At 72.2% G+C, this 19,725-nt stretch carries 17 protein-coding genes and 1 pseudogene; 12 read left to right on the top strand and 6 right to left on the bottom strand.

Annotated features, from left to right (window positions below):
• Positions 1 to 17 precede the first annotated feature (17 nt).
• Positions 18 to 650: an HNH endonuclease family protein gene (locus L2C96_RS06370; protein ID WP_027936665.1), complete on the bottom strand. Its 633-nt coding sequence runs from the start codon at positions 648 to 650 to the stop codon at positions 18 to 20.
• Positions 651 to 746: 96 nt separating this feature from the next.
• On the bottom strand, positions 747 to 1,415 hold the full coding sequence (locus tag L2C96_RS06365) for a hypothetical protein (protein WP_237335532.1): 669 nt from the start codon (positions 1,413 to 1,415) through the stop codon (positions 747 to 749).
• A 54-nt stretch (positions 1,416 to 1,469) separates the two neighbouring features.
• On the opposite strand from L2C96_RS06365, the gene L2C96_RS06360 reads away from it, so the two are divergent.
• Positions 1,470 to 2,756 carry an adenylosuccinate synthase gene (locus L2C96_RS06360; protein ID WP_020423309.1) on the top strand — a complete coding sequence of 429 codons (1,287 nt, stop codon included), beginning with the start codon at positions 1,470 to 1,472 and terminating at the stop codon, positions 2,754 to 2,756.
• Between the two features lie 57 nt (positions 2,757 to 2,813).
• Here L2C96_RS06360 and L2C96_RS06355 read toward each other — a convergent pair whose 3' ends face one another.
• Positions 2,814 to 3,308: an OsmC family protein gene (locus tag L2C96_RS06355; protein WP_027936667.1), complete on the bottom strand. Its 495-nt coding sequence runs from the start codon at positions 3,306 to 3,308 to the stop codon at positions 2,814 to 2,816.
• A 95-nt stretch (positions 3,309 to 3,403) separates the two neighbouring features.
• On the opposite strand from L2C96_RS06355, the gene L2C96_RS06350 reads away from it, so the two are divergent.
• Genes L2C96_RS06350 through L2C96_RS06335 form a run of 4 tightly spaced genes read left to right on the top strand, consistent with a single transcriptional unit; the run spans position 3,404 to position 7,860 of the window.
• Positions 3,404 to 4,315, top strand: coding sequence for an LLM class F420-dependent oxidoreductase (locus tag L2C96_RS06350; RefSeq protein WP_237335531.1), 912 nt, complete (start codon positions 3,404 to 3,406; stop codon positions 4,313 to 4,315).
• Positions 4,316 to 4,355: 40 nt separating this feature from the next.
• Positions 4,356 to 4,832 (top strand): (2Fe-2S)-binding protein, encoded by a 477-nt coding sequence (locus tag L2C96_RS06345; RefSeq protein ID WP_020423312.1) that lies wholly within the window; start codon positions 4,356 to 4,358, stop codon positions 4,830 to 4,832.
• The gene (locus tag L2C96_RS06340; RefSeq protein ID WP_237335530.1) at positions 4,829 to 5,773 is read left to right on the top strand and encodes an FAD binding domain-containing protein; all 945 of its coding nucleotides are present in this window, start codon (positions 4,829 to 4,831) and stop codon (positions 5,771 to 5,773) included. Before L2C96_RS06345 ends, L2C96_RS06340 begins: the two co-directional genes overlap by 4 nt.
• Entirely contained in the window at positions 5,770 to 7,860 is a 2,091-nt protein-coding gene (locus L2C96_RS06335) for a xanthine dehydrogenase family protein molybdopterin-binding subunit (protein ID WP_237335529.1), read from the top strand. Before L2C96_RS06340 ends, L2C96_RS06335 begins: the two co-directional genes overlap by 4 nt.
• Before the next feature lie 9 nt (positions 7,861 to 7,869).
• Here the strand turns inward: L2C96_RS06335 and L2C96_RS06330 are convergent, their stop codons facing one another.
• From L2C96_RS06330 to L2C96_RS06320, 3 genes are all read right to left on the bottom strand, one after another.
• Positions 7,870 to 9,522, bottom strand: coding sequence for a Na+/H+ antiporter (locus L2C96_RS06330; protein WP_237335528.1), 1,653 nt, complete (start codon positions 9,520 to 9,522; stop codon positions 7,870 to 7,872).
• A gap of 945 nt (positions 9,523 to 10,467) precedes the next feature.
• A complete protein-coding gene (locus tag L2C96_RS06325; protein ID WP_237335527.1) occupies positions 10,468 to 12,000 on the bottom strand; it encodes a DHA2 family efflux MFS transporter permease subunit in 1,533 nt (510 codons plus the stop codon).
• Positions 12,001 to 12,200: 200 nt separating this feature from the next.
• The gene (locus L2C96_RS06320) at positions 12,201 to 13,268 is read right to left on the bottom strand and encodes a glycerophosphodiester phosphodiesterase (RefSeq protein WP_272882135.1); all 1,068 of its coding nucleotides are present in this window, start codon (positions 13,266 to 13,268) and stop codon (positions 12,201 to 12,203) included.
• A gap of 167 nt (positions 13,269 to 13,435) precedes the next feature.
• Between L2C96_RS06320 and purD the strand changes: the two genes are divergently transcribed.
• The 7 genes and pseudogenes from purD to L2C96_RS06285 all read left to right on the top strand — a co-directional run bounded on the left by purD (position 13,436) and on the right by L2C96_RS06285 (position 19,621).
• Complete coding sequence (gene purD / locus L2C96_RS06315) at positions 13,436 to 14,719, top strand: phosphoribosylamine--glycine ligase (protein ID WP_020423318.1); 1,284 nt, start codon at positions 13,436 to 13,438, stop codon at positions 14,717 to 14,719.
• Positions 14,720 to 14,783: 64 nt separating this feature from the next.
• On the top strand, positions 14,784 to 15,194 hold the full coding sequence (locus L2C96_RS06310; protein WP_017985721.1) for a type VII secretion target: 411 nt from the start codon (positions 14,784 to 14,786) through the stop codon (positions 15,192 to 15,194).
• Positions 15,195 to 15,460: 266 nt separating this feature from the next.
• Positions 15,461 to 15,739 (top strand): annotated as a pseudogene (locus L2C96_RS06305) (DUF3558 family protein); the annotation flags it as partial.
• A gap of 8 nt (positions 15,740 to 15,747) precedes the next feature.
• On the top strand, positions 15,748 to 17,367 hold the full coding sequence (locus L2C96_RS06300; protein ID WP_237335525.1) for a PPE domain-containing protein: 1,620 nt from the start codon (positions 15,748 to 15,750) through the stop codon (positions 17,365 to 17,367).
• On the top strand, positions 17,364 to 18,095 hold the full coding sequence (locus L2C96_RS06295) for an ESX secretion-associated protein EspG (RefSeq protein WP_237335524.1): 732 nt from the start codon (positions 17,364 to 17,366) through the stop codon (positions 18,093 to 18,095). The genes L2C96_RS06300 and L2C96_RS06295 overlap by 4 nt, the downstream gene beginning before the upstream one ends.
• Before the next feature lie 67 nt (positions 18,096 to 18,162).
• Complete coding sequence (locus tag L2C96_RS06290) at positions 18,163 to 18,507, top strand: hypothetical protein (RefSeq protein ID WP_235716251.1); 345 nt, start codon at positions 18,163 to 18,165, stop codon at positions 18,505 to 18,507.
• 1 nt (position 18,508) lies between these two features.
• The gene (locus L2C96_RS06285) at positions 18,509 to 19,621 is read left to right on the top strand and encodes a transglycosylase SLT domain-containing protein (RefSeq protein ID WP_237335523.1); all 1,113 of its coding nucleotides are present in this window, start codon (positions 18,509 to 18,511) and stop codon (positions 19,619 to 19,621) included.
• Positions 19,622 to 19,725 lie beyond the last annotated feature (104 nt).

Below are 19,725 nucleotides of genomic sequence, written 5' to 3'. Positions count from 1 at the left end.
ACGAGAAATCCCCTGGCTCAGCAGCGGTCCAGCATCTCCGTCAACGCCGCCTTCTCCGCGCTGTCGATGGTCAGCTGCCACTCGTACTTCACGTCGATCCACATCTTCGCGTAGGTGCACCAGTAGCCGGTGAGCGGCGGCTTCCACTCGTCGGGCGACTTGTCGCCCTTGGCCTGGTTGACGTTGTCCGTCACCGCGATCAGCTGCGGGTTGGTCAGGTCGTTGGCGAACGCCTCGCGCTTGGCGGTGGTCCAGGCCGACGCGCCGGTCCGCCACGCGGCGGCCAGCGGCACGACGTGGTCGATGTCGACGTCGGAAGCGGCGGTCCAGGTCGCGCCGTCGTAGGGGCTCTTCCAGGTTCCCGACGTGGCGGCGCAACTGGAATCCGTCACGACGTTGGTGCCGTCCCGCTTCAGCACGACCTCGCGGGTGTTGCAGCTGCCGCCCTGGTCGTCCCAGTGCGGGAACTTGTCGCGCGAGTAGCCGGTGGACGTGCCGTCCGCCTGGACGGTCAGCGCCGCCAGCTCGGAGCGGGCCGTGGTCTCGGACGGGATGTTCGGCGGCTCCGCCACCGCGGTGCCGGTCGCGATGCCGGTGGTGAGCAGGGCCGAGAGGCCGAGGACGATCAGCGAGTTTCGGGCGATGCGCATGGGTGCCGCCTTCGGGTGATCGGTGAGGACCCTCCGAAGGTCGAACATGAAGATGGCGAAAGCAATACCTGTGGGTGATTTACCGACGACAGTAGGTTAACTATCGGTGATCGCCAGCAGGTCCTCGGTGTGCCGGTACCAGGTCCAGCGCGTCACCGGCCGCGGATGCCGCACCCCGTTCTGCACCACTTCCGCCGGGTGGCAGCCCAGCTGGCAAGCCCGCCCGGACACCTCGGTCACCCGCCGGAACAGCCCGCGGGTCACGCGCACGTCGACGCCCTCCGCACCCGGCCGGACCACGAACGACCGCGCTGAGCCACGGAAAGCGACCGTGTCGTCACAGTAAGCCTCGCCGGTGACCGGACCGACCACCGCTTCACCCAGCAGGACTCCGCCGCTGTCGTCGCGCACGAGCACCCGCGGCCGTGGCTCACCCTTCCGGGCGAGCGCGAGCGCCTCCGACGGGTCGGCCGGCAGCCCCCACAGCCGCGCCGCCGGCGAGCCCGGATCGGTCGGCACGTATCCCACCGGCGTGTCCCCCAACCGGTTCTTCCGCATGATCCGCACCACGACCGCGGCCAGGTCCGCATCCGTGCCGACGACGATCAGCGGCTCCCCGGAAGTGCCCTCCAGCAGGGGATCCACGTCGTTCCTGCCGGGGCGCGCGGGCACTTCCCGCACTCCCGGCTCGTTGCGAAGGAGTGACGAACCAGACCCGCAAGCCAGCACCGTTCCCCGCGCCACCGGGTCCTCCGTTACGCTCATGCACCGGCATTTGCCTGCGCTGAATTTCCTGTTGCCGAATACCTGGAGTGTCACATGCCGGCCATCGTGCTCATCGGTGCCCAGTGGGGCGATGAAGGCAAGGGCAAGGCCACCGACCTGCTCGGCGACCGTGTCCAGTGGGTCGTCCGCTACCAGGGCGGCAACAACGCCGGTCACACGGTCGTGCTCCCCAACGGGGAGAACTTCGCCCTGCACCTCATCCCGTCCGGGATCCTCACGCCGGGCGTGACCAACGTGATCGGCAACGGCGTGGTCGTCGACCCGGGTGTGCTGCTCGACGAACTGGACGGCCTGGAGAAGCGCGGCGTGGACACCAGCCGCCTGCTGCTCTCCGCCGACGCGCACCTGATCATGCCGTACCACGTGGCGATCGATAAGGTCACCGAGCGTTACCTCGGCAGCCGCAAGATCGGCACCACCGGCCGTGGCATCGGCCCGTGCTACCAGGACAAGATCGCCCGCGTCGGCGTCCGCGTGCAGGACCTGCTCGACGAGAAGATCTTCCGCCAGAAGGTCGAGGCGGCCCTGGAGTTCAAGAACCAGGTGCTGGTCAAGGTCTACAACCGCAAGGCGCTCGACGCCGACCAGGTGGCCGACGAGGTGCTGGCCGCGGGCGAGAAGTTCGCGCACCGCATCGCCGACACGCGGCTGCAGCTGAACAAGGCCCTGGAGAAGGGCGAGACGGTGCTGCTGGAGGGGTCGCAGGGCACGCTGCTCGACGTCGACCACGGCACCTACCCGTTCGTGACGTCGTCGAACCCGACCGCGGGCGGCGCGAGCGCCGGGTCGGGCATCGGGCCGGGCCGCATCGGCACCGTGCTCGGCATCCTCAAGGCCTACACCACGCGCGTCGGGTCGGGCCCGTTCCCGACCGAGCTGAACGACGCGATGGGCGAGCACCTGCGCAAGGCGGGCGGCGAGTTCGGCGTCACCACCGGGCGGTCGCGCCGCACCGGCTGGTTCGACGCGGTGATCGCCCGGTACGCCACGCGGGTCAACGGGATCACCGACTACTTCCTCACCAAGCTCGACGTGCTGTCCGGCCTGGAGCGGGTGCCGATCTGCGTCGGGTACGAGGTGGACGGCTTCCGCACCGAGGACATGCCGATGACGCAGACGGACGTGCACCACGCCGTGCCGATCTACGAGGAGCTGCCCGGCTGGTGGGAGGACATCTCGCACTGCCGGACGTTCGAGGAGCTGCCGGCGAACGCGCGGGCGTACGTGGAGCGGATCGAGGAGCTGTCGCAGGCCCGGGTGTCCGCCATCGGCGTCGGCCCGGGCCGCGAACAGACCATCGTCCGCCACGAATTCTTGTAAGTGGTTCCACGGCTTGCGGGGCGGTGCGGGTAGCGGAACCTGAGGCGGCGCGGTGCTCTAGGCCAGGGCGGTCTTCGTCGGCGTCGGGTTCCGGAAGAGGTCCAGCACCGGGCAGTGCTCGTCGACCTGGCGCTTGAGGTCCTCGTAGGCCTCGCGGCTCGCCGGGCCGTCCAGGTCGACCGTGACCCGCACGTCGGTGAAGCCGGGGCGGGTCTCGTTGAAGCCGAAGAAGCCGTGCAGGTCGAGATCGCCCTCGACGGTGACCTTCACCGAGGTCAGCGGCACGCCCAGCTTCGCGGCCCAGAACTGGTACGTGATCACCTGGCACGAGCCGAGCGCGGCCAGCGCGTACTCGACCGGGTTGGCGGCGGTGTCCGTGCCGCCCAGCGGCGCGGGCTCGTCGACGCGGAAGGCGTGGTCCCGCACCTTCACGTCGACCTGGGTTGCGGTGCCGCCGACCAGCTGGTGGTCGACGGTGAACGAGACGGCGGCGTTGGCGGGATCGGCCGAGACGGCCTGGCGGGTTCCCTCGATGACATCGGTGAGCGACATGGTCATCACGGTGACGTGAGCGCCCCGCGCGGCGCGAGGGCTCCCAGAAGCTGGGACGCGGAATCCACGCCGCCCGGTCGCCGTTACCGGTGATCATGAGGATCGGAGCGGCACTGGCCACCGCGGACGACACCAACTACGTCGACGCGATCGTGGCCCAGGCGAAGCAGGTGGCCGCCGACGGGCTGAAGTCGGTGTGGTTCGGGCAGCGGTTCGACTACGACGCTGCCGCCCTGGCGACCGTCGTCGGGCGCGAGGTGCCGGAATTGTCCGTCGGCACCTCGGCGATCCCGATCTTCGGACGGCACCCGCTGCTGGTCTCCAGCCAGGCCCAGACGGCGCAGGCCGCCACGCACGGGCGGTTCCAGCTCGGGCTGGCGCTGGGCGCGAAGAACCTGCTGGAAGGCGCGTTCGGCCTCAGCTACGACCGTCCGGTGGCCCGGCTGCGCGAGTTCCTGACCGTGCTGCGCGAGCTGTTCACCACCGGCACCGCCGACTTCCGCGGCGAGGTCCTCACCGCCGTGCCGCCGCTGCCGGCCGCGGTCCCCGGCGCGGGCCCGGTGCCGCTGCTGGTCGCCGCGATGGGGCCGCAGGCCCTGCGGGCGACCGGGGAACTCGCCGACGGCACGCTGCCCTACCTGGCCGGGCCGAAGGTGCTGGCAGGCGAGATCGTCCCGGCCATCACCGCCGCGTCGGCCACCGCGCCGCGGGTCGTCGCGTTCGTCGCCGGTGTGGTCACCTCCGACGCCGAGCGGGTGCGCGCGAACGCCGTCGAGCAGCTCGCGTTCTACGAGCGGATCCCGTCCTACCAGCGGGTCATCGGCCTGGCGGGTGTATCGCGCGCCGGTGAGCTGGCGGTGATCGGCGACGAGGAGACCGTCGCGGCCGAGATCCGGCGCTACTTCGACGCCGGGGCCACCGAGGTGGTCTTCACCCAGACGGACCTCGGCAGCGCGGAGGACCAGCGGCGCACCTGGCGGCTGCTGGGCGAACTGTCCGGAAAATGAGTTGCCTGGAGCGGACTCCATGTGCCTAGCCTCGGCAGGCATGGATGACCGCTCTGCACTGACGATCACAGTCAACGGGATCCAGCACCGGCTGACCGTCGATCCACGGTCGATGCTGGCCGAAACACTGCGCGACGACCTCGGGCTGACCGGCACCAAACGCGGCTGCGACCGCGGCGAATGCGGCGCCTGCACCGTGCTGGTGGACGGCCGCCGGGTGTTGTCCTGCCTGACCCTGTCCCTGCTCGCCGACGGCGCGGAGGTGACGACCGCCGAGGGCCTCGCGCCCGAGGGCGAACTGCACCCGGTGCAGCGCGCCTTCCTGGAGAACGACGCGTTCCAGTGCGGGTTCTGCACGCCGGGGCAGGTCGTGTCCGCCGCCGCGTGCATCGCCGAGGGACACGCCGGCTCCGAGGACGAGATCCGGGAGTGGATGAGCGGCAACATCTGCCGCTGCGGCGCCTACCCGCAAATCGTTTCCGCCGTGCGGAAAGCCGCCGCGGAGGTGGTCCGATGAGGACGTTCGAGCTGACCAGGGCCACCTCCGTCGAGGCGGCGCTGGACGCGCTGACCGCCGGCGCGCAGGCCATCGCCGGTGGCACCGAACTGCTGAACTGGCTCAAGGAGGGCATCGAAGCGCCCGCCCGGCTGGTCGACATCAACCGACTGCCGCTGGACCGGATCGAGTTCGCCGACGACCACGTCCGGCTCGGCGCCTTGTGCCGGATGAGCGACGTGGCCGCGCACCCGGAGCTGGCGCGCGAGTTCCCCGTCCTGGTGCAGTCGCTGCTGCGGGCCGCCTCGCCGCAGCTGCGGAACATGGCCACGCTCGGCGGCAACCTGATGCAGCGCACCCGCTGTCCGTACTTCCGCGCGGACACCGGGCTGCCGTGCAACAAGCGGGTGCCCGGCTCGGGCTGCTCGGCCCGGCACGGCGACACCACGTCCGCCGCGATCCTCGGCTGGTCCGACGACTGCGTCGCGACCCACCCGTCGGACCTCGCGGTCGCACTCGCCGCGCTCGACGCGGTCGTGGTCGTGCGTGGCCCGGACGGCGAGCGGCGCATCCCGGCGACGAGTTTTCACCGGCTGCCGGGCGACGAACCGGCGCGGCACAACGAACTCCGGTCCGATGAGCTGATCACCGCGATCGAGGTGCCCCGTGGTGGCACGCGGTTTTCGCACTACCTGAAGGTCCGGGAACGGGTCTCCTACGAGTTCGCGGTGGTCTCCGCCGCGGCCGTCGTCGAGTGGGACGGGCAGACGATCACGCGGGCACGCGTCGCGCTCGGCGGGGTGGCGCACGGGCCGTATCGGATGGAACTCGTCGGCGTGCCGTTGGACAGGCTGGCCGAGGTGGTGCGGCTCACCCGCGCGCGTCCGTTGCCCGGCAACGAGTACAAGGTCACCCTCGCCGAGCGCGCCGCGGTGCGCGCGATCAAGGAGGCGATGTCGTGAAAGCGCTTACCAGACTGGACGGCCCGGCCAAGCTCACCGGGGCCGCGCGGTACGCGGCCGACGCGTCCGCACCCGGCACCCTGACCGCCGCGCTCGTGCCCGCCACGGTGCCCACCGGGCGGGTCACGAGCATCGACACCTCCCAGGTGGTGGACGCGACGGTGCTGACGCACCACGACCTGCCGCGCCTGACCCCGATGCCGTCGCCGCCGTTGGGCCACTCGGTGCTGCCCCTGCGGGACGACCTCGTGCACTACGAAGGCCAGCCGGTCGCGGTGGTCCTCGCGGACAGCTGGCAGCAGGCCCGCGAAGCCGCGCGGCAGGTGCGGGTGACCTACGACGACGTCCGGCCGCCGCTGCTGTTCGGACAGGCCGAGGACGTCGTGCCGCACAGCGACCACCTGCTGGGCGAGGCCGACGAGTCGACCGGCGACCTCCAGGCCGGACTGGCCGCGGCCGACCGGATCGTCGAGGCCACCTACACCACCGCCAACCGGCACCACAACCCGATGGAGCCGTGGGCGGTGCTCGCCGAGTGGGTGGACGACGAGCTGGTGCTGCACGCGTCCGTGCAGGCCGCCGCGCTCACGCAGGCAGTGGTCGCCGAGCTGTTCGGCGTCCCGGCGGACGCGGTGCGGGTGATCTGCCCGTTCACCGGCGGCGGGTTCGGCAGCAAGGGCTACGTGTGGCCGGCGCTCCCGCTGGCCGCCGCGGCCGCCCGCGTCACCGGGCGGCCGGTCAAGCTGGTGCTCACGCGTGCCGAGATGTTCACGTTGTCCGGGCACCAGCCGGCCACCCGGCAGACGATCACGCTGGGCGCGACGGCCGACGGGCGGCTCACCGCGATCCGGCACCTCAGCAGCAACGCGGCCGCCCGGGTGGACGACTACACCGAGAACACCACCCACGGCACCACCTGGCTGTACGCGAGCCCGGCCATCCACACCGCGATGCGGGTGCAGCGGGTGGACCGGCCGCAGCCGACGCCGATGCGCGCGCCGCACGAGGGCCCGGGGATCTTCCCGCTCGAGTCCGCGATGGACGAGCTGGCGCACGAGCTGGGCATCGACCCGGTCGAGCTGCGGATCCGCAACGAACCGGCGGCCGACCCGATGACCGGCAGGCCGTTCTCGTCGCGGAAGCTGGTCGAGTGCCTGCGTGAGGGCGCCCGCCGGTTCGGCTGGTCCGAGCGCGATCCGGAACCGCGGTCGATGCGGGACGGGCACGACCTCGTCGGCTGGGGTGTCGCGGCGGCGACCATGGACACGTTCCGGGCCCCGTCGGCGGCGCGGGTCCGGGTGGACGCCGCGGGCCGGGTCACCGTGGAGACCGGGGCGCAGGAGATCGGCACCGGGCTGCCCGCGATGGTGCAGGCCGTGGCCGCGGAGACGCTCGGCTGCGATCCGGAGTCGGTCCAGGTGCGGCACGGCGACCCGGACTTCCCCGGGCACGGCGGCACGATGGGGTCGATGTCCGCGATGGGCCTCGGCTCGGCCGTGCAGGCGGCGGCGCGCGAAGTGCTGGACAAGCTGGGCGCGGACCCGGGCGACCCGCTCGCCGACGCGCTGGCCGCGGCCGGGCTGCCCGAACTGACCGCGGAGGGCCGGTGGGCGCCGGAGTCGTCGCTGGCGGCGGGCCGGTCGGCGGACCACTCGATCCACACCTACGGCGCGATCTTCGTCGAGGTGCGGGTGGACGAGGACCTCGGCCTGCTGCGCATGTCGCGGGCGGTCGGCCGGTACGCGGCGGGGCGGATCCTCAACCCGCTGGCCGCGCACAGCCAGATGACCGGCGGGCTGGTCTGGGGCTACGGGCAGGCGGTGCTGGAGCACTCGGTGTTCGAGCCGGCGCTGGGGCGGTTCCTGAGCAAGAACCTCGCCGGTTACGTGGTGCCGGTGAACGCCGACATCCGCGAGCTGGACGTGGCGTTCGTGCCGGACGACGACCGGCTGGCGAGCCCGGTCGGCGCGAAGGGCATCGGCGAGCTGGGCGCGGTCGGGGTCGCGGCGGCGATCGCGAACGCGGTGTTCCACGCGACCGGGCGGCGGGTGCGCGACCTGCCGATCAAGATCGCCGACCTGCTGTGAGGAGGGCGGTCACGACAGCCGCGCGGTGAGGGTGTCCGACAGGGCGAGCTCTTCGAGGTCGAGTTCGCGCAGGACCTTGCGCAGCACCTCGTCGTCGAGCTTGCCCTCGGCCCGCTGCTCCAGCATCGTCTCGCGCTGCACGAGCAGCAGTTCGCGGCGCGCCTGCACGAACGCGGCGTGCGGGCTGGACTCGCGTTCCTCGGCGCTGAGCGAGATCGCCGCGACGGCTCCCCGGTAGCGGGTCTCGACAAGGGCCCGCAACCGGTTCACCAGCCGGTCGGCCTTCTCCGGCGGGATGTCGAGCCGGTGGCACAGCTCCGGGGCCAGCTCGTCGAGCCGGGCCAAGGCCGCGTGCATCGCCGCCTCGCGGGCCGCCATCTCCTCCTCCGCGTCCTGCTCGGCGTCGTCCTTGTCGTGCACGCCGAGCTTGCGGATCACCGCGGGCAGGGTGAGCCCCTGGATCAGCACGGTCCCGATCGCGACGACGAACGCGAACAGCTGGATCTCGTCCCGGCCCGGGAACGGCTGCCCGGCGTGGGTCGTCAGCGGCACACCGGCCGCCGCGGCGAGCGACACCACGCCGCGCATGCCCGCCCAGGACAACACGAGGAGGTTCCGCGTCGGCGGCCGTTCTCGTTCGCGGCCGAACAGCCGGAGGGCGTGCGGCAGGTAGGCGTTGAGGAACACGTACGGGAACCGGATGGCGATGGTGACCGCGAGGATGGCGATCGCCGCGGCGAAGAGCTGCCAGTTGCCGCGCGCGTTCTCGTTGGCGCTCTCCAGCACGAACGGCAGTTGCAGGCCCATCAACGCGAACACGAGCGCTTCGAGCAGCACGTCCAGCGACGCCCAGATCGACGAGTCCTGCACCCGCGTGGCCGAGCCCGCGTACAACGACCGGTCACCGAGGTACAACCCGGCGGCGACCACCGCGAGCACGCCCGAACCGCTGAAGTCCTCGGAGAACGGGTGCAGGTGCTCGGCGACGACGTACACGGCGAACGGCACGATGATGCCGAAGACCGACTCCATCAGCGGGTCGTCGAGCTTGCGCCGGATGTAGGAGACGAGCACCGCCGCCGCGAGCCCGACGCCGATCCCGAGCACCGCGGCGACGAGGAACACCAGGAATCCGTGGCCGAGCGACCCGGCCGCGCCGAGCACCGCGGCGAGACCGATCTTGTACAGGGTCAGCGCGGCGGCGTCGTTGACCAGGCTCTCCCCGGTGAGCACGGTCATCAGGCGGCGCGGGAGGCGCTGGCGGCGGCCGATCGCGGCGGCGGTGACGGCGTCCGGCGGCGCGACGACCGCGCCCAGCACGAACGCCGAGGCGAGCGGCAGGTCCGGCAGCAGCAGGTGCACGACGAACCCGACGACGAGCGCCGTGACGACGACGAGGACCACGCCGAGCCCGATGATCGGCCGGGCGGCGGCCTTGAACTGGGCGAACGAGCTCTCCCGTGCGGTGGAGTAGAGCAGCGGCGGCAGGACCAGGGTGAGGATCAGCTCCGGCTCCATCTGCACCCGCGGCACGCCCGGGATGAACGACACGGCCAGCGCCGCCACGACGACCAGCAGGGGCGCCGAGAGGTTGAACCGCCGGGCGATCGCGGTGAGACCGAGCGCGCCGGCGAGCACGCCCATCAAGGTCAGGAGCTCCATGGGTAGATGCTTACCCAGCGAGCCGCGCTCCACCCGGTGAGTGACGAGCCCCGCGGCGGCGAGCGCAGGGCTCGCCAGGGTGAGGAACTCGCGGGGTGAGCGGGAACTCGCTGCCGCGAGCGCGGGACTCGCGCGAGTGAGCGCTGAATCGCCGGGCCGGGCGGGGAACTCGCGGGCACGAACGTGGAACGCGCGACCCCGGGTGCACGACGCGCCGCCCCCGTGCGGAGCCGCCGGCCCCGGTGCGGAATCGCCGGCGCCGGTGCGCGACTCGCCAGCCCGGGTGCACGACTCGCCGCCCCACGCGAAACCACCGCCCCCGATGCGGAACCGCCAGCCCCCGGTACGCGACTCACCAAACCAGGTGCACGACACGCCGCCCCACCCGAAACCACCGCCCCCGATGCAGAACCACCGCCCCCGGTACGCGACTCACCAAACCAGGTGCACGACGCGCCCCCACGCGAAACCACCGGCCCCGGTGCGGAACCGGCGGCGCCGGTACGCGACTCGCCAGCCCGGGTGCACGACTCGCCGCCCCGTGCGGAACCGCCGGCCCCGGTGCAGAACCGGCGGCCCCGGTACGCGACTCACCAAACCGGGTGCACGACTCGCCGCCCCGCGCGAAACCACCGCCCCCGGTGCACAACTCGCCGCCCCCGGTGCGCGACTCGCCAGCCGGGGTGCACGACTCGCCGCCCCACGCGAAACCACCGCCCCCAGTGCACAACCGCCAGCCCCGGTACGCGACTCACCAGCCCGGGTGCACGACTCGCCGCCCCCGGTGCGGGACTCGCCAGCCCGAGCGCGCAACCCACCCACCCAGGCGCGAAACCCAACCCGGGCGCACAACCCGCTCACCCGGGTGCGCAACCCGCGGCCGCGCACACGAAAAAGGGCCCGGGCAGCAATCCAGCGCTGCCCGGGCCCTTCCTCAGAACAATCTCAGTGCATCATCACCGCGGGCGGGGCGCCCTCGGCGGCGTCCTCCTCCGGCGGCAGCGCCGGCTTCTTCGGCAGGAACAGCGCCGGGATCAGGCACAGCGCCACCAGCACCAGCGTCCAGGTGAACGTCGACGCGAAGGCGTCCGCGCTGGCCACCGCCGCGGCGTCGTGCGTGGCCGGGTTCATCAGCGCGGCCGTCGCGGCGAGCTGGCCCTCGCTGGTCGCCACGCCGAACTTCCCGGCGAGCAGGCTGGCCAGGATGATCGACACGATGGCCGACCCCACCGCACCGGCGGTCTGCTGCACGATGTTCATCGCCGTCGAGGCCCGCGCCACCGTGCGCTGCGTCAGCGTCTGCAGCGCCGCGGTGCTGATCGGCATCATGCTCATGCCCATGCCGAGCCCCATCACGAACAGCGCGCCCATCAGCAGCAGGTAGGACGTGTCCGCACCCACCTGCGTGAACACCGCGACGCTGGCGATGATCAGCACGATGCCGGGCAGCACGACCTTGCCCGCGCCGATCTTGTCGACCAGCTTGCCCGCGATCGGCATGGTGATCATCGCGCCGATGCCCTGCGGCGCCAGCAGCAGACCGGCCTGCAGCGCGCTTTCGCCGCGCACCAGCACGAAGTAGGTCGGCAGGATCAGCATCGACCCGAGGAAGGCGATCATGAACAGGGTCATGGTCACCATCGCGATGCTGAACGTGCGGTTGCGGAACAGGGTCAGGTCGACCAGCGGGTTGGCGACCTTCAGCGCCCGCACGATGAACGCCACGATCAGCACGATCCCGACGATCCCCGGCAGCCACACGTTGGTCGCGCCGACGCCGCCGTGGTGCGGAATGTTCGACACGCCGTAGATCAGCGCCGCGAGCCCGGGCGAGAGCATCACCATGCCGGCGAAGTCGAACTTCTCGGCCGGGCGCGGCTCGTCCTTCGGCAGCAGCCGCCACGCCAGCAGGATCGCGACGATGCCGATCGGCACGTTGATGTAGAAGATCCAGCGCCAGCTCACCGAGTCGACCAGCCAGCCGCCCAGGATCGGGCCGCCGATCGGGCCGAGCAGCATCGGCACGCCGAGCACGGCCATCACGCGGCCGACGCGGTGCGGGCCCGCGGTCTTGGTCAGGATCGTCATGCCCGCCGGCATCAGCATGCCGCCGCCGAGGCCCTGCAGGACCCGGAACACGATCAGCGACTCGATGTCCCACGCCGCACCGGCCAGCGCGGAGCCGATCAGGAAGAACGTGATCGCCAGCATGTAGAGGCGCTTGGTGCCGAACCGGTCGCACGCCCAGCCGGTGACCGGGATGACCGTGGCCAGCGCCAGCATGTACCCGGTCGCGATCCACTGGATCGTGTCGAACGAGGTCTCGAACTCCAGCGTCAGCGCCTGGAGCGCGACGTTGACGACGGTGGTGTCGAGGATGGCCATCACGCTGCCGAGCACGACGACGGCAGCGACCTTCAGCACCGCGCTGTCGAGTTTGTCGGCGTCCGCGGGTCTTGGTTCCGAAGCAGTGGTCATGAAGTGGTCCGTCCAGGTCTACGAGCGGGCAGGGCCGACCGCAGGAGGAAACCCCGAAGAAAAAGCGCAAATCCCCCTCAGTCCACTCTGAGACTAGCCGGGCGACAGGCTATGACGCGAAGACTTTTCGAGTGGTCGGGATCACTTCAGCGGAAAGCGAAAACGCGGGCACGGCCCGTGGCCGTGCCCGCGTCGTCCACTCAGGACCCGACGGCGACCAGCGCGGTGTCCGGCTGGTCGGCGAACAGGCCGTCGATGCCGGTGGCGAGGAACGCGTCCAGCTCGGCGAAGGCGTTGCCCCACGCCGACGGGTCGGCCGACGAGCGCAGGTTCACCGGCAGGAAGCTGTTCTCGTTGCGGAAGGTGTACGGCACGACCTTCAGGCCCGCGTCGTGCGCGTCCTTCACCAGCGAGGTCGGCGTGCCGAGCGCGCCCGCCGCGGTCCGCGGGATGATCTGCGCCTTCTCCGGGCCGAGGTAGTCGGCGTAGGTGGAGATCTCCTTGAGCCCGGCCGGGGTGACCAGGTCGGCGTAGGTGCGCTTGTCGCCGCTCGCGACGAAGTCGGCCGGCGCGCCGCTGGCCGAGGTGAGCTGCACCAGCGGCACCTTCACCTGCCTGCTCAGCGCCTTGAGGTTGGCCACCTCGAACGACTGGATGATCACCGGCGCGTTGCGCTTGTTCAGGCCGTTGCGGTTGAGGAGGTCGACCAGCTTCGGCTCGGTGGGGTTGCCGATCGAGGCGAAGTAGGTGGAGTGCTTGATCTCCGGGTAGGTGCCCAGCGTGCGGTGCAGTTCGCGGCCGAGGCGCCTGGTGAGGTCCAGCACCTCCTGGTAGGTCGCGATCTGCCAGCGGCCGTTGTAGATCTTGTTGTCCGGGCGGATGTCCGGGATGCGCTCGGTGGCGCGCAGGGTCTTCAGCTCGGCGAGCGTGAAGTCCTCGGTGAACCAGCCGGTCAGCGCGACGCCGTCGATGACCTTGGTGGTCTTCCGGTTGGCGAACTCGGGGTGGGCGGCGACGTCGGTCGTGCCGCCGATCTCGTTCTCGTGCCGGGCGACGAGCTGGCCGTCCTTGGTGGGCACGAGGTCGACGTCGACCCAGTCGGCGCCCTGGCGGTAGGCCAGCTCGTAGGAGGCCAGCGTGTGCTCCGGCCGGTAGCCGGGCGCGCCCCGGTGTCCGACGACCACTGGTTCGGCACGCTCCTTGTCAGCCGGGGCGGCTTGGCTCGCGCTGGTGACGCCGGCGGCGCCGACCAGGAACAGGCCGGACAACGCCAGGGCGGCGAGTCTTCTCCGCACGGGAACCTCCTGTGGGGACGAAAGGGATCTCCGCGCCACTCTCACCGGCCCGGACTACGGCCGCCACACGGGCGGGGGACGGTGGGCTGGCGGGCGGGTGAACGGGGCGTGGCGCAGGTCAACGTCTACGCTCAGGGCTTGTGCGCGTTCTAGTCATCGGGTCCGGTGCCCGCGAACATGCCCTGCTCCTCGCCGCGTCCCACGACCCGGCCGTCACCGCGCTCGCCTGCGCGCCAGGCAACGCCGGCACCGCGGCGCTGGCCGAGCAGCTCGGCGTCGACGTGGCCGACCCGGCCGCGGTCGCCGAGCTGGCGAAGCGCTGGCAGGCCGACCTCGTGGTGATCGGCCCCGAGGTGCCGCTGGTCGCCGGCGCGGCCGACGCCGTCCGCAAGGCCGGCATCCCGGTCTTCGGCCCGTCCGCCGCCGCGGCCCGCATCGAGGGCTCGAAGGCGTTCGCCAAGGACGTGATGGCCACCGCGAAGGTGCCGACCGCGCGCAGCGAGATCGTGGACAACCCGGCCAAGCTCGACGAGGCGCTGTCCCGCTTCGGCCCGACCTGGGTGGTCAAGGACGACGGGCTGGCCGCCGGCAAGGGCGTCGTCGTCACCCCGGACCGCGACGCGGCGCGCGCGCACGCGATGAAGCTGCTCGACGGCGGCCACCCGGTGCTGCTGGAGTCGTTCCTCGACGGGCCGGAGGTGTCGCTGTTCTGCCTGGTCGACGGCCGCACCGTGGTGCCGCTGCTGCCCGCGCAGGACTTCAAGCGCGTCGGCGACGGCGACACCGGCCCCAACACCGGCGGCATGGGCGCGTACGCGCCGCTGCCGTGGGCGCCCGCCGGCCTCGTCGACGACATCGTGCGCGACATCGTCCAGCCGGTCGTCGACGAGATGGCCGCCCGCGGCGCCGAGTTCTCCGGCCTGCTCTACGCGGGCCTCGCGATCACCTCCGACGGCCCCCAGGTCATCGAGTTCAACTGCCGGTTCGGCGACCCGGAGACGCAGGTCGTGCTCGCGCTGCTGGCCACCCCGCTGGCCGGGCTGCTGCACGCGACCGCGACCGGCACCCTCGCCGAGCACCCGCCGCTGGAGTGGCACCCGGGCTCCGCGGTCACCGTCGTGATCGCCGCCGACGGCTATCCGGGTGTGCCGCGCGCGGGCGACGTGATCACCGGCGCCGAGTCCGAGGGCGTGCTGCACGCGGGCACCCGCCGCCGCGACGACGGCGCCGTGGTCTCCCACGGTGGCCGGGTGCTGTCCGTGGTCGGCGTCGGCGAGGACCTCGACGCGGCCCGCGCCCAGGCCTACGAGCGGGTCGCGAAGGTGCACCTGTCCGGTTCGCACCACCGCACCGACATCGGGCTCAAGGCCGCTCGCGGCGAGATCACCGTGCCGGGTGCTTCGGCGAATTCCGGCCCGAGCTGATCCCGGGATTGGTAGCCTTCCTACCGGAACTGGTCGGTTACCGTCCGTACCCGGGGAGTGAGTTGTGGCAGAGGACGACCTGCGCGGCGCCGGCCAGGGTCTCGCACCCACGCTCGGCGCCCTCGGCGCGACCGTGCCGTCGGTGCCCCACGACCTGCGGGTCGACCCGGACAAGGTGCTGCTGGTCGCGCAGGTCGTCAACGAGCAGGCCGACGCGCTCGACGACCGCATCCGGCAGAAGCTGATCGACCTCAACATCACCGCGCCGGCCGAGGACGTCATCAGCACCACCGCCACCGACGCGTGGAACCGGCTGGTGGCCCGCGGCGAAGACTCGTACGCGGCGCGGGTGCAGGCCTACGTCCGCAACCTGCGTGACCTCGCCGCGCAGCTCCGGCAGGCCGCGCAGGCCTACCAGGCCGGTGAGGAGGAGAAGGTCATCGCGCTGGGGGACCGCGGTGCCGGCCCTGCCTAGGACGGTCGTCGCGGCCGCGCTCGTGGTGTCCGGCTGCACGTCGACCGTGTCCGGGGTCGCCGGGCCCGCCACGCGGCCGAGCAGTCAGCCGCCCGAACTGCCCGCCCGGCAACGCGAGCTGCCGCTGCGGGACGCCGACCCGTGCGCCCTGCTCACGTCCGCCCAGCTGGACCGGCTCGGCGAGAACGGCGCGCCCCGCTGGCTGCCCGAAGACCTGCGCGTTCGACGTCGACGCCAGGCCGCCGACGTACACGTACTACCTCGAGGTCATCGGCGACGCCGACATCGAGGACTGGCGCACCGGCGCGCACCGGCGGACCAGCATGGTCCAGCAGCCGGTCGCGGTGCCCGGGTTCCCCGCGCTGGTGAACTACGCGCCCAGCGAGGGGATCCAGGACTGCGAGGTGCTCGTCGGCGTCGCCCAGGGCCAGACGCTGCGCGCCCAGATGGCGCCCGACGACCGCTCGTTCACCCAGCAGCAGCTGTGCGACATGGCGACGAACGTCGCGAAGCTGGCCGTCCAGACGCTCGAAACGCTGAAGTGAGGTGTGGCGTGGCCACGTTCGACAGCAGCAAGTACGACATCCCGACGCTCGTGGCGAAGCTGCGCGACCAGCGGTTCGACGGCTACCAGCCGGAGCAGCTCGCGCAGGTCGTGGAGAAGTTCCGGGACGGCGCGGGCCCGTCGGGGATCACCGGGGCCGTCGAGGCGCTGAAGTCGATCTCCGGCGCGCTCGCCGACACCGAAGAGGCGCTGCGGACCCAGCTCAAGGCGCTCGGTGTGGAGTGGCAGAGCCGCGCGGCCGGGCAGGCGTCGTCGGTGGTCGCGCGGGAGGCCGGGTTCTCCGGTGAGGCGACGGCGAAGGTCGAGCAGGCCGCGCAGATGATGTACGAGCAGGCCGAGGCCTTCACCCGGACCAGGAACAAGCTGCCCGCGCCGGAGGACCTGCGCAAGGCGGGCGGCTACACCTTCGGCGACACGGTGTTCAGCCTGTTCGGGTTCGAGACCGATCATGCGGCCGACGTGCGCACCGCCGAGGAGGCCAAGGCCCAGGCGGTGGACGCGCTCAACGCCTACGCCCACGACAGCGGCAACTACCTCGGCTCGACGTCCACTGTGGACGCACCGGCGCCGGTCTCGCTGCTGTCCGCGCCGGGCACCGGTGTGGTGGCGGGGATCGGCGGGGCGTCGGCGCCGGTGCCGTCGCTGCCGGACACCGCGCCGACCCAGGCCCAGGGCACGAAGGACGTGACGCCGGCGCGGGTGGACACCCCGACACCGCCGATGGGCGTGCCGGCCGCTCCGGCTGCGGGTGCTTCGTTGGCCGGGGTCACCCCGGCGGGCGCCGGTGGTGGGACGACGGCTGGACGCCCCGCCGCGCCCGCGCCCACCGGATCGGTTGCCGGCGGCTCTGGTTCCCCCGGCGGAGCCGGCTTCGCCGGCGAACGCCGGGCGTCGGCTTCGCCTGAATCGAAGAACACTGGTGGCCAGTCCGGCGCTGCGACCGGCGGCCGGGCGATTCCCAGCAGTGGTTCCGCCGTAGGCGCCCGGCCCGGCTCCGCCGGGCAGCCGGGCGCCGGGCAGGTCCACGGTGCCGGTGGCCGCTCCGCGGCCGGCGCACCCGGCACCGGGCTCGGCCCGGGTGTCGGGCTCGGCGCAGGCACCGGAAGCGGCGCGGGCGCGGCGGGCGGAAGCGGCGCGGGCGGCGGAAGCGCGGCAACACCTGCCGAAGAAGCCCTCGGCAGGGGCCGTTCCGCGGGCGCGATGCCGCCCTCCACCACCTCCCCCAATGCGGTCGGCCCCGGGTTCGCCGCCGTGCGGACGCCCTCCGGGCTCAGCGGGCTCGCCGAGGCCGCCCCCGCGCTCGGCGCGGCCGGGGCGAGCGGGGCGCTGGCGGGCGAGGGCGAACGGCAGAGCCGCGTCGGGCGGAACACCGCGGGCAACCGCATCCACCAGATCCCCTCCGACGACCTGCCCGAGGAGGAGGAAGCCCGCCTCGCCCGGCGCGGCGGCCACACCCCCGACTCGGCGACCACCCGGTCGATCCTGGAACCCGCCGCACCGCAGGACGGCGAGGAGGACGCCGGGCACGTCCGCCGCTTCGGTGTCGACGACAACGACCTGTTCACCGACCGGCGGGACGTCTCACCGGACACGATCGGCGACCGATGAGCCTCGTCCTGACGACGCTCGAGTTCGACGTCCTGTGGGAGAGCCTGCGGCTGCCCCGCGCCCACCCGGCGCTGCGAGTGCCGAGCCCGGGCCGCACCCACACCGAGCGGCGGCAGCTCGCGGGCCGCGCCTGGGAGATGCTCGCCGACCGCGGGCTCGCGCGCGGGCAGCGGGCCGTCGGCGAGATCGTCGACATGGCGACGTTGCTGGCGAACCCGCAGGTCGCGATCGACGTGTGGGTGTGGACAGACCGCGAGATCCGCGGCCTCGCGGTGTCCAACGGCGGCCAGGCGCTGCTCGCGGTGGTGGACTCGGGCGAGGTGTGGCTGATCCCGGCGCGGCCGAACGCGCTGGCCGAGTCGGCGGTGTCGGTGGCCGGTGAGCAGCCGGCCGGGGTCGGGCACTCGGTGAGCCTGCCGCACAGCACGCTGCGGGCGGCCGACGCCGACGCGAAGGGCGACCCGAAGTCGCTGGTCACGGCGCTGGAGGACCGGGGCGTCGAGCTGTGGGAGGCGCAGGAGCTGGCCGGGATGCTGGTCGGGATGACCACGCGCGGGCAGTTCGGCGTCGAGCGGGAGGGGCGGCGCGCGGGCCGGGTGGTCGCGTTCTACGACACCGACGCGGGCCGGTACCTGCTGCAGGTGGGCGGGCAGGACTGGGCGACGGTCGCGCCCGCGGACAACCAGCTGCTGGTCAGCCGGGTCGCGGAGCTGCTCGACGAGGTGTGAACCACCGGATGGTGGAACTTGGCGGATTCCGCGTACAGGCTGCGACAACCGTCCTACAGTGAGCGACGTGCCTGAGAGTGATCCGGATTCGCTGGAGCATGTGGCCGGGCAGGTCGAGGCCATCCACGAGCAGTTCAAGAAAGCCAAGGACAAGGTCACGGGCGTGACCGGGGAGAACCCGTTCGGCGCCATCAAGCGCCCGGACGAGCTGGAGCCGGGCGAGCACCCGTCGGACGGCATGGTGGACGCGCTGGGGTCGTTGCGCGACGGCGTGCACAAGCAGTTCGACGCGGCTGCCGAGCTGATGAGGTCGACCGGCAGCGCCCTGCGCGACGCGGCGCGGGCGTTGCGCGAGACCGACGACGCGGCGCGCGACAGCGTGACCGTCAAGGACGGAAGCCTGCAGGTCTGACATGGTCGCCGCACCGGGGATGCCGCCCGAATGGAACGACGTGGTGGCCCGCGCGCAGCAGGTCGAGAAGCTGAACCCGGCGGGGATCCAGGCCGTCGCGGACCAGTTCACGCAGGCGTCGAAGGACTCCGCGGACCACTCGGTGGCGCTGCGGAACGCGACCGCGGCACTGGGCGGCGGCACGTGGACCGGCCCCGCGGCCGACGCGTTCTTCGCCTACGTCAAGCAGATCGGCGACGCGGGCAAGAAGGTCAACGACCACCTCGACGAGGTCGCGCGGGAGCTGTCCGGTCTGCAGACGTCGCTGGCCGACGTCAAGGGCCGGATCGACACGATCAGGCAGCAGGCGCAGACGGACATCGAGAAGGCCAACAGCGACGCGGTGACGAACGCGAACGCAGCCGAGGCGATGGAGCGCGAGGTGCGCGAGGGCAAACCCGGCGCCACGATGCCCTCGCCCACGTCGGCCGAGATCATGGCCGCGAACGCGCAGAAGACGAGCGGCATCGCGGCCGGCGCCCGGGACCAGATCCAGGGGTTGTTGAGCAGCGCGAACGAGCAGATCAACCGGGTGATGGGCCTGGTGCGCAAGGAGGTCCAGGGCGGGTACGCGTCGGTGCCCCCGCTGGGCGGCAAGCCGAAGACGATGAAGAGCACGGGCGGACTGCGCTCCGGCTCCGGCGGCGGTGGCGGCGCGGGTGGCGGTGGTGGCGGCGGGCTGGGCCCGAGCGGCGGCCCGCCGAGCAGCCAGCCCCCTGGCAACGTGCGGCAGTGGATCGAAGAGGCGATCCGCATCCTGCAGGCCGCCGGGGTGCCGGTCACGGAAGCCGACATCGACAAGATCTGGACGATCATCGAAAAGGAGTCGAGCGGCAATCCCAACGCGATAAACCTTTGGGACAGCAATGCCGCGGCGGGGCACCCGTCCAAGGGGTTGATGCAGTGCATCGACTCGACGTTCAACGCGCACAAACTGCCCGGCCACGACGACATCTACAACCCGGTCGACAACATCATCGCCGGAGTGCGGTACACGTTCAGCCGGTACGGCGGCTTTGAGGGGCACCCAGGCCTGAAGGCAATGGCCGCAGGCGGCGGCTACCAGGGCTACTAGCCCGCGAACAAAACCCATGCTGGGTGGTCATCCCGTCGCCTGACACTGGACGATCACCTTGAGCCAGGGCCGCAACCTGCGTGCTTTCCGGCGGCCGAACATGC

Source organism: Amycolatopsis tucumanensis (assembly GCF_021654135.1).
GTDB lineage: Bacteria > Actinomycetota > Actinomycetes > Mycobacteriales > Pseudonocardiaceae > Amycolatopsis_E > Amycolatopsis_E tucumanensis.
The sequence above is the reverse complement of the archived record's forward strand: the minus strand, read 5'-3'. Positions and strand labels throughout refer to the sequence as shown.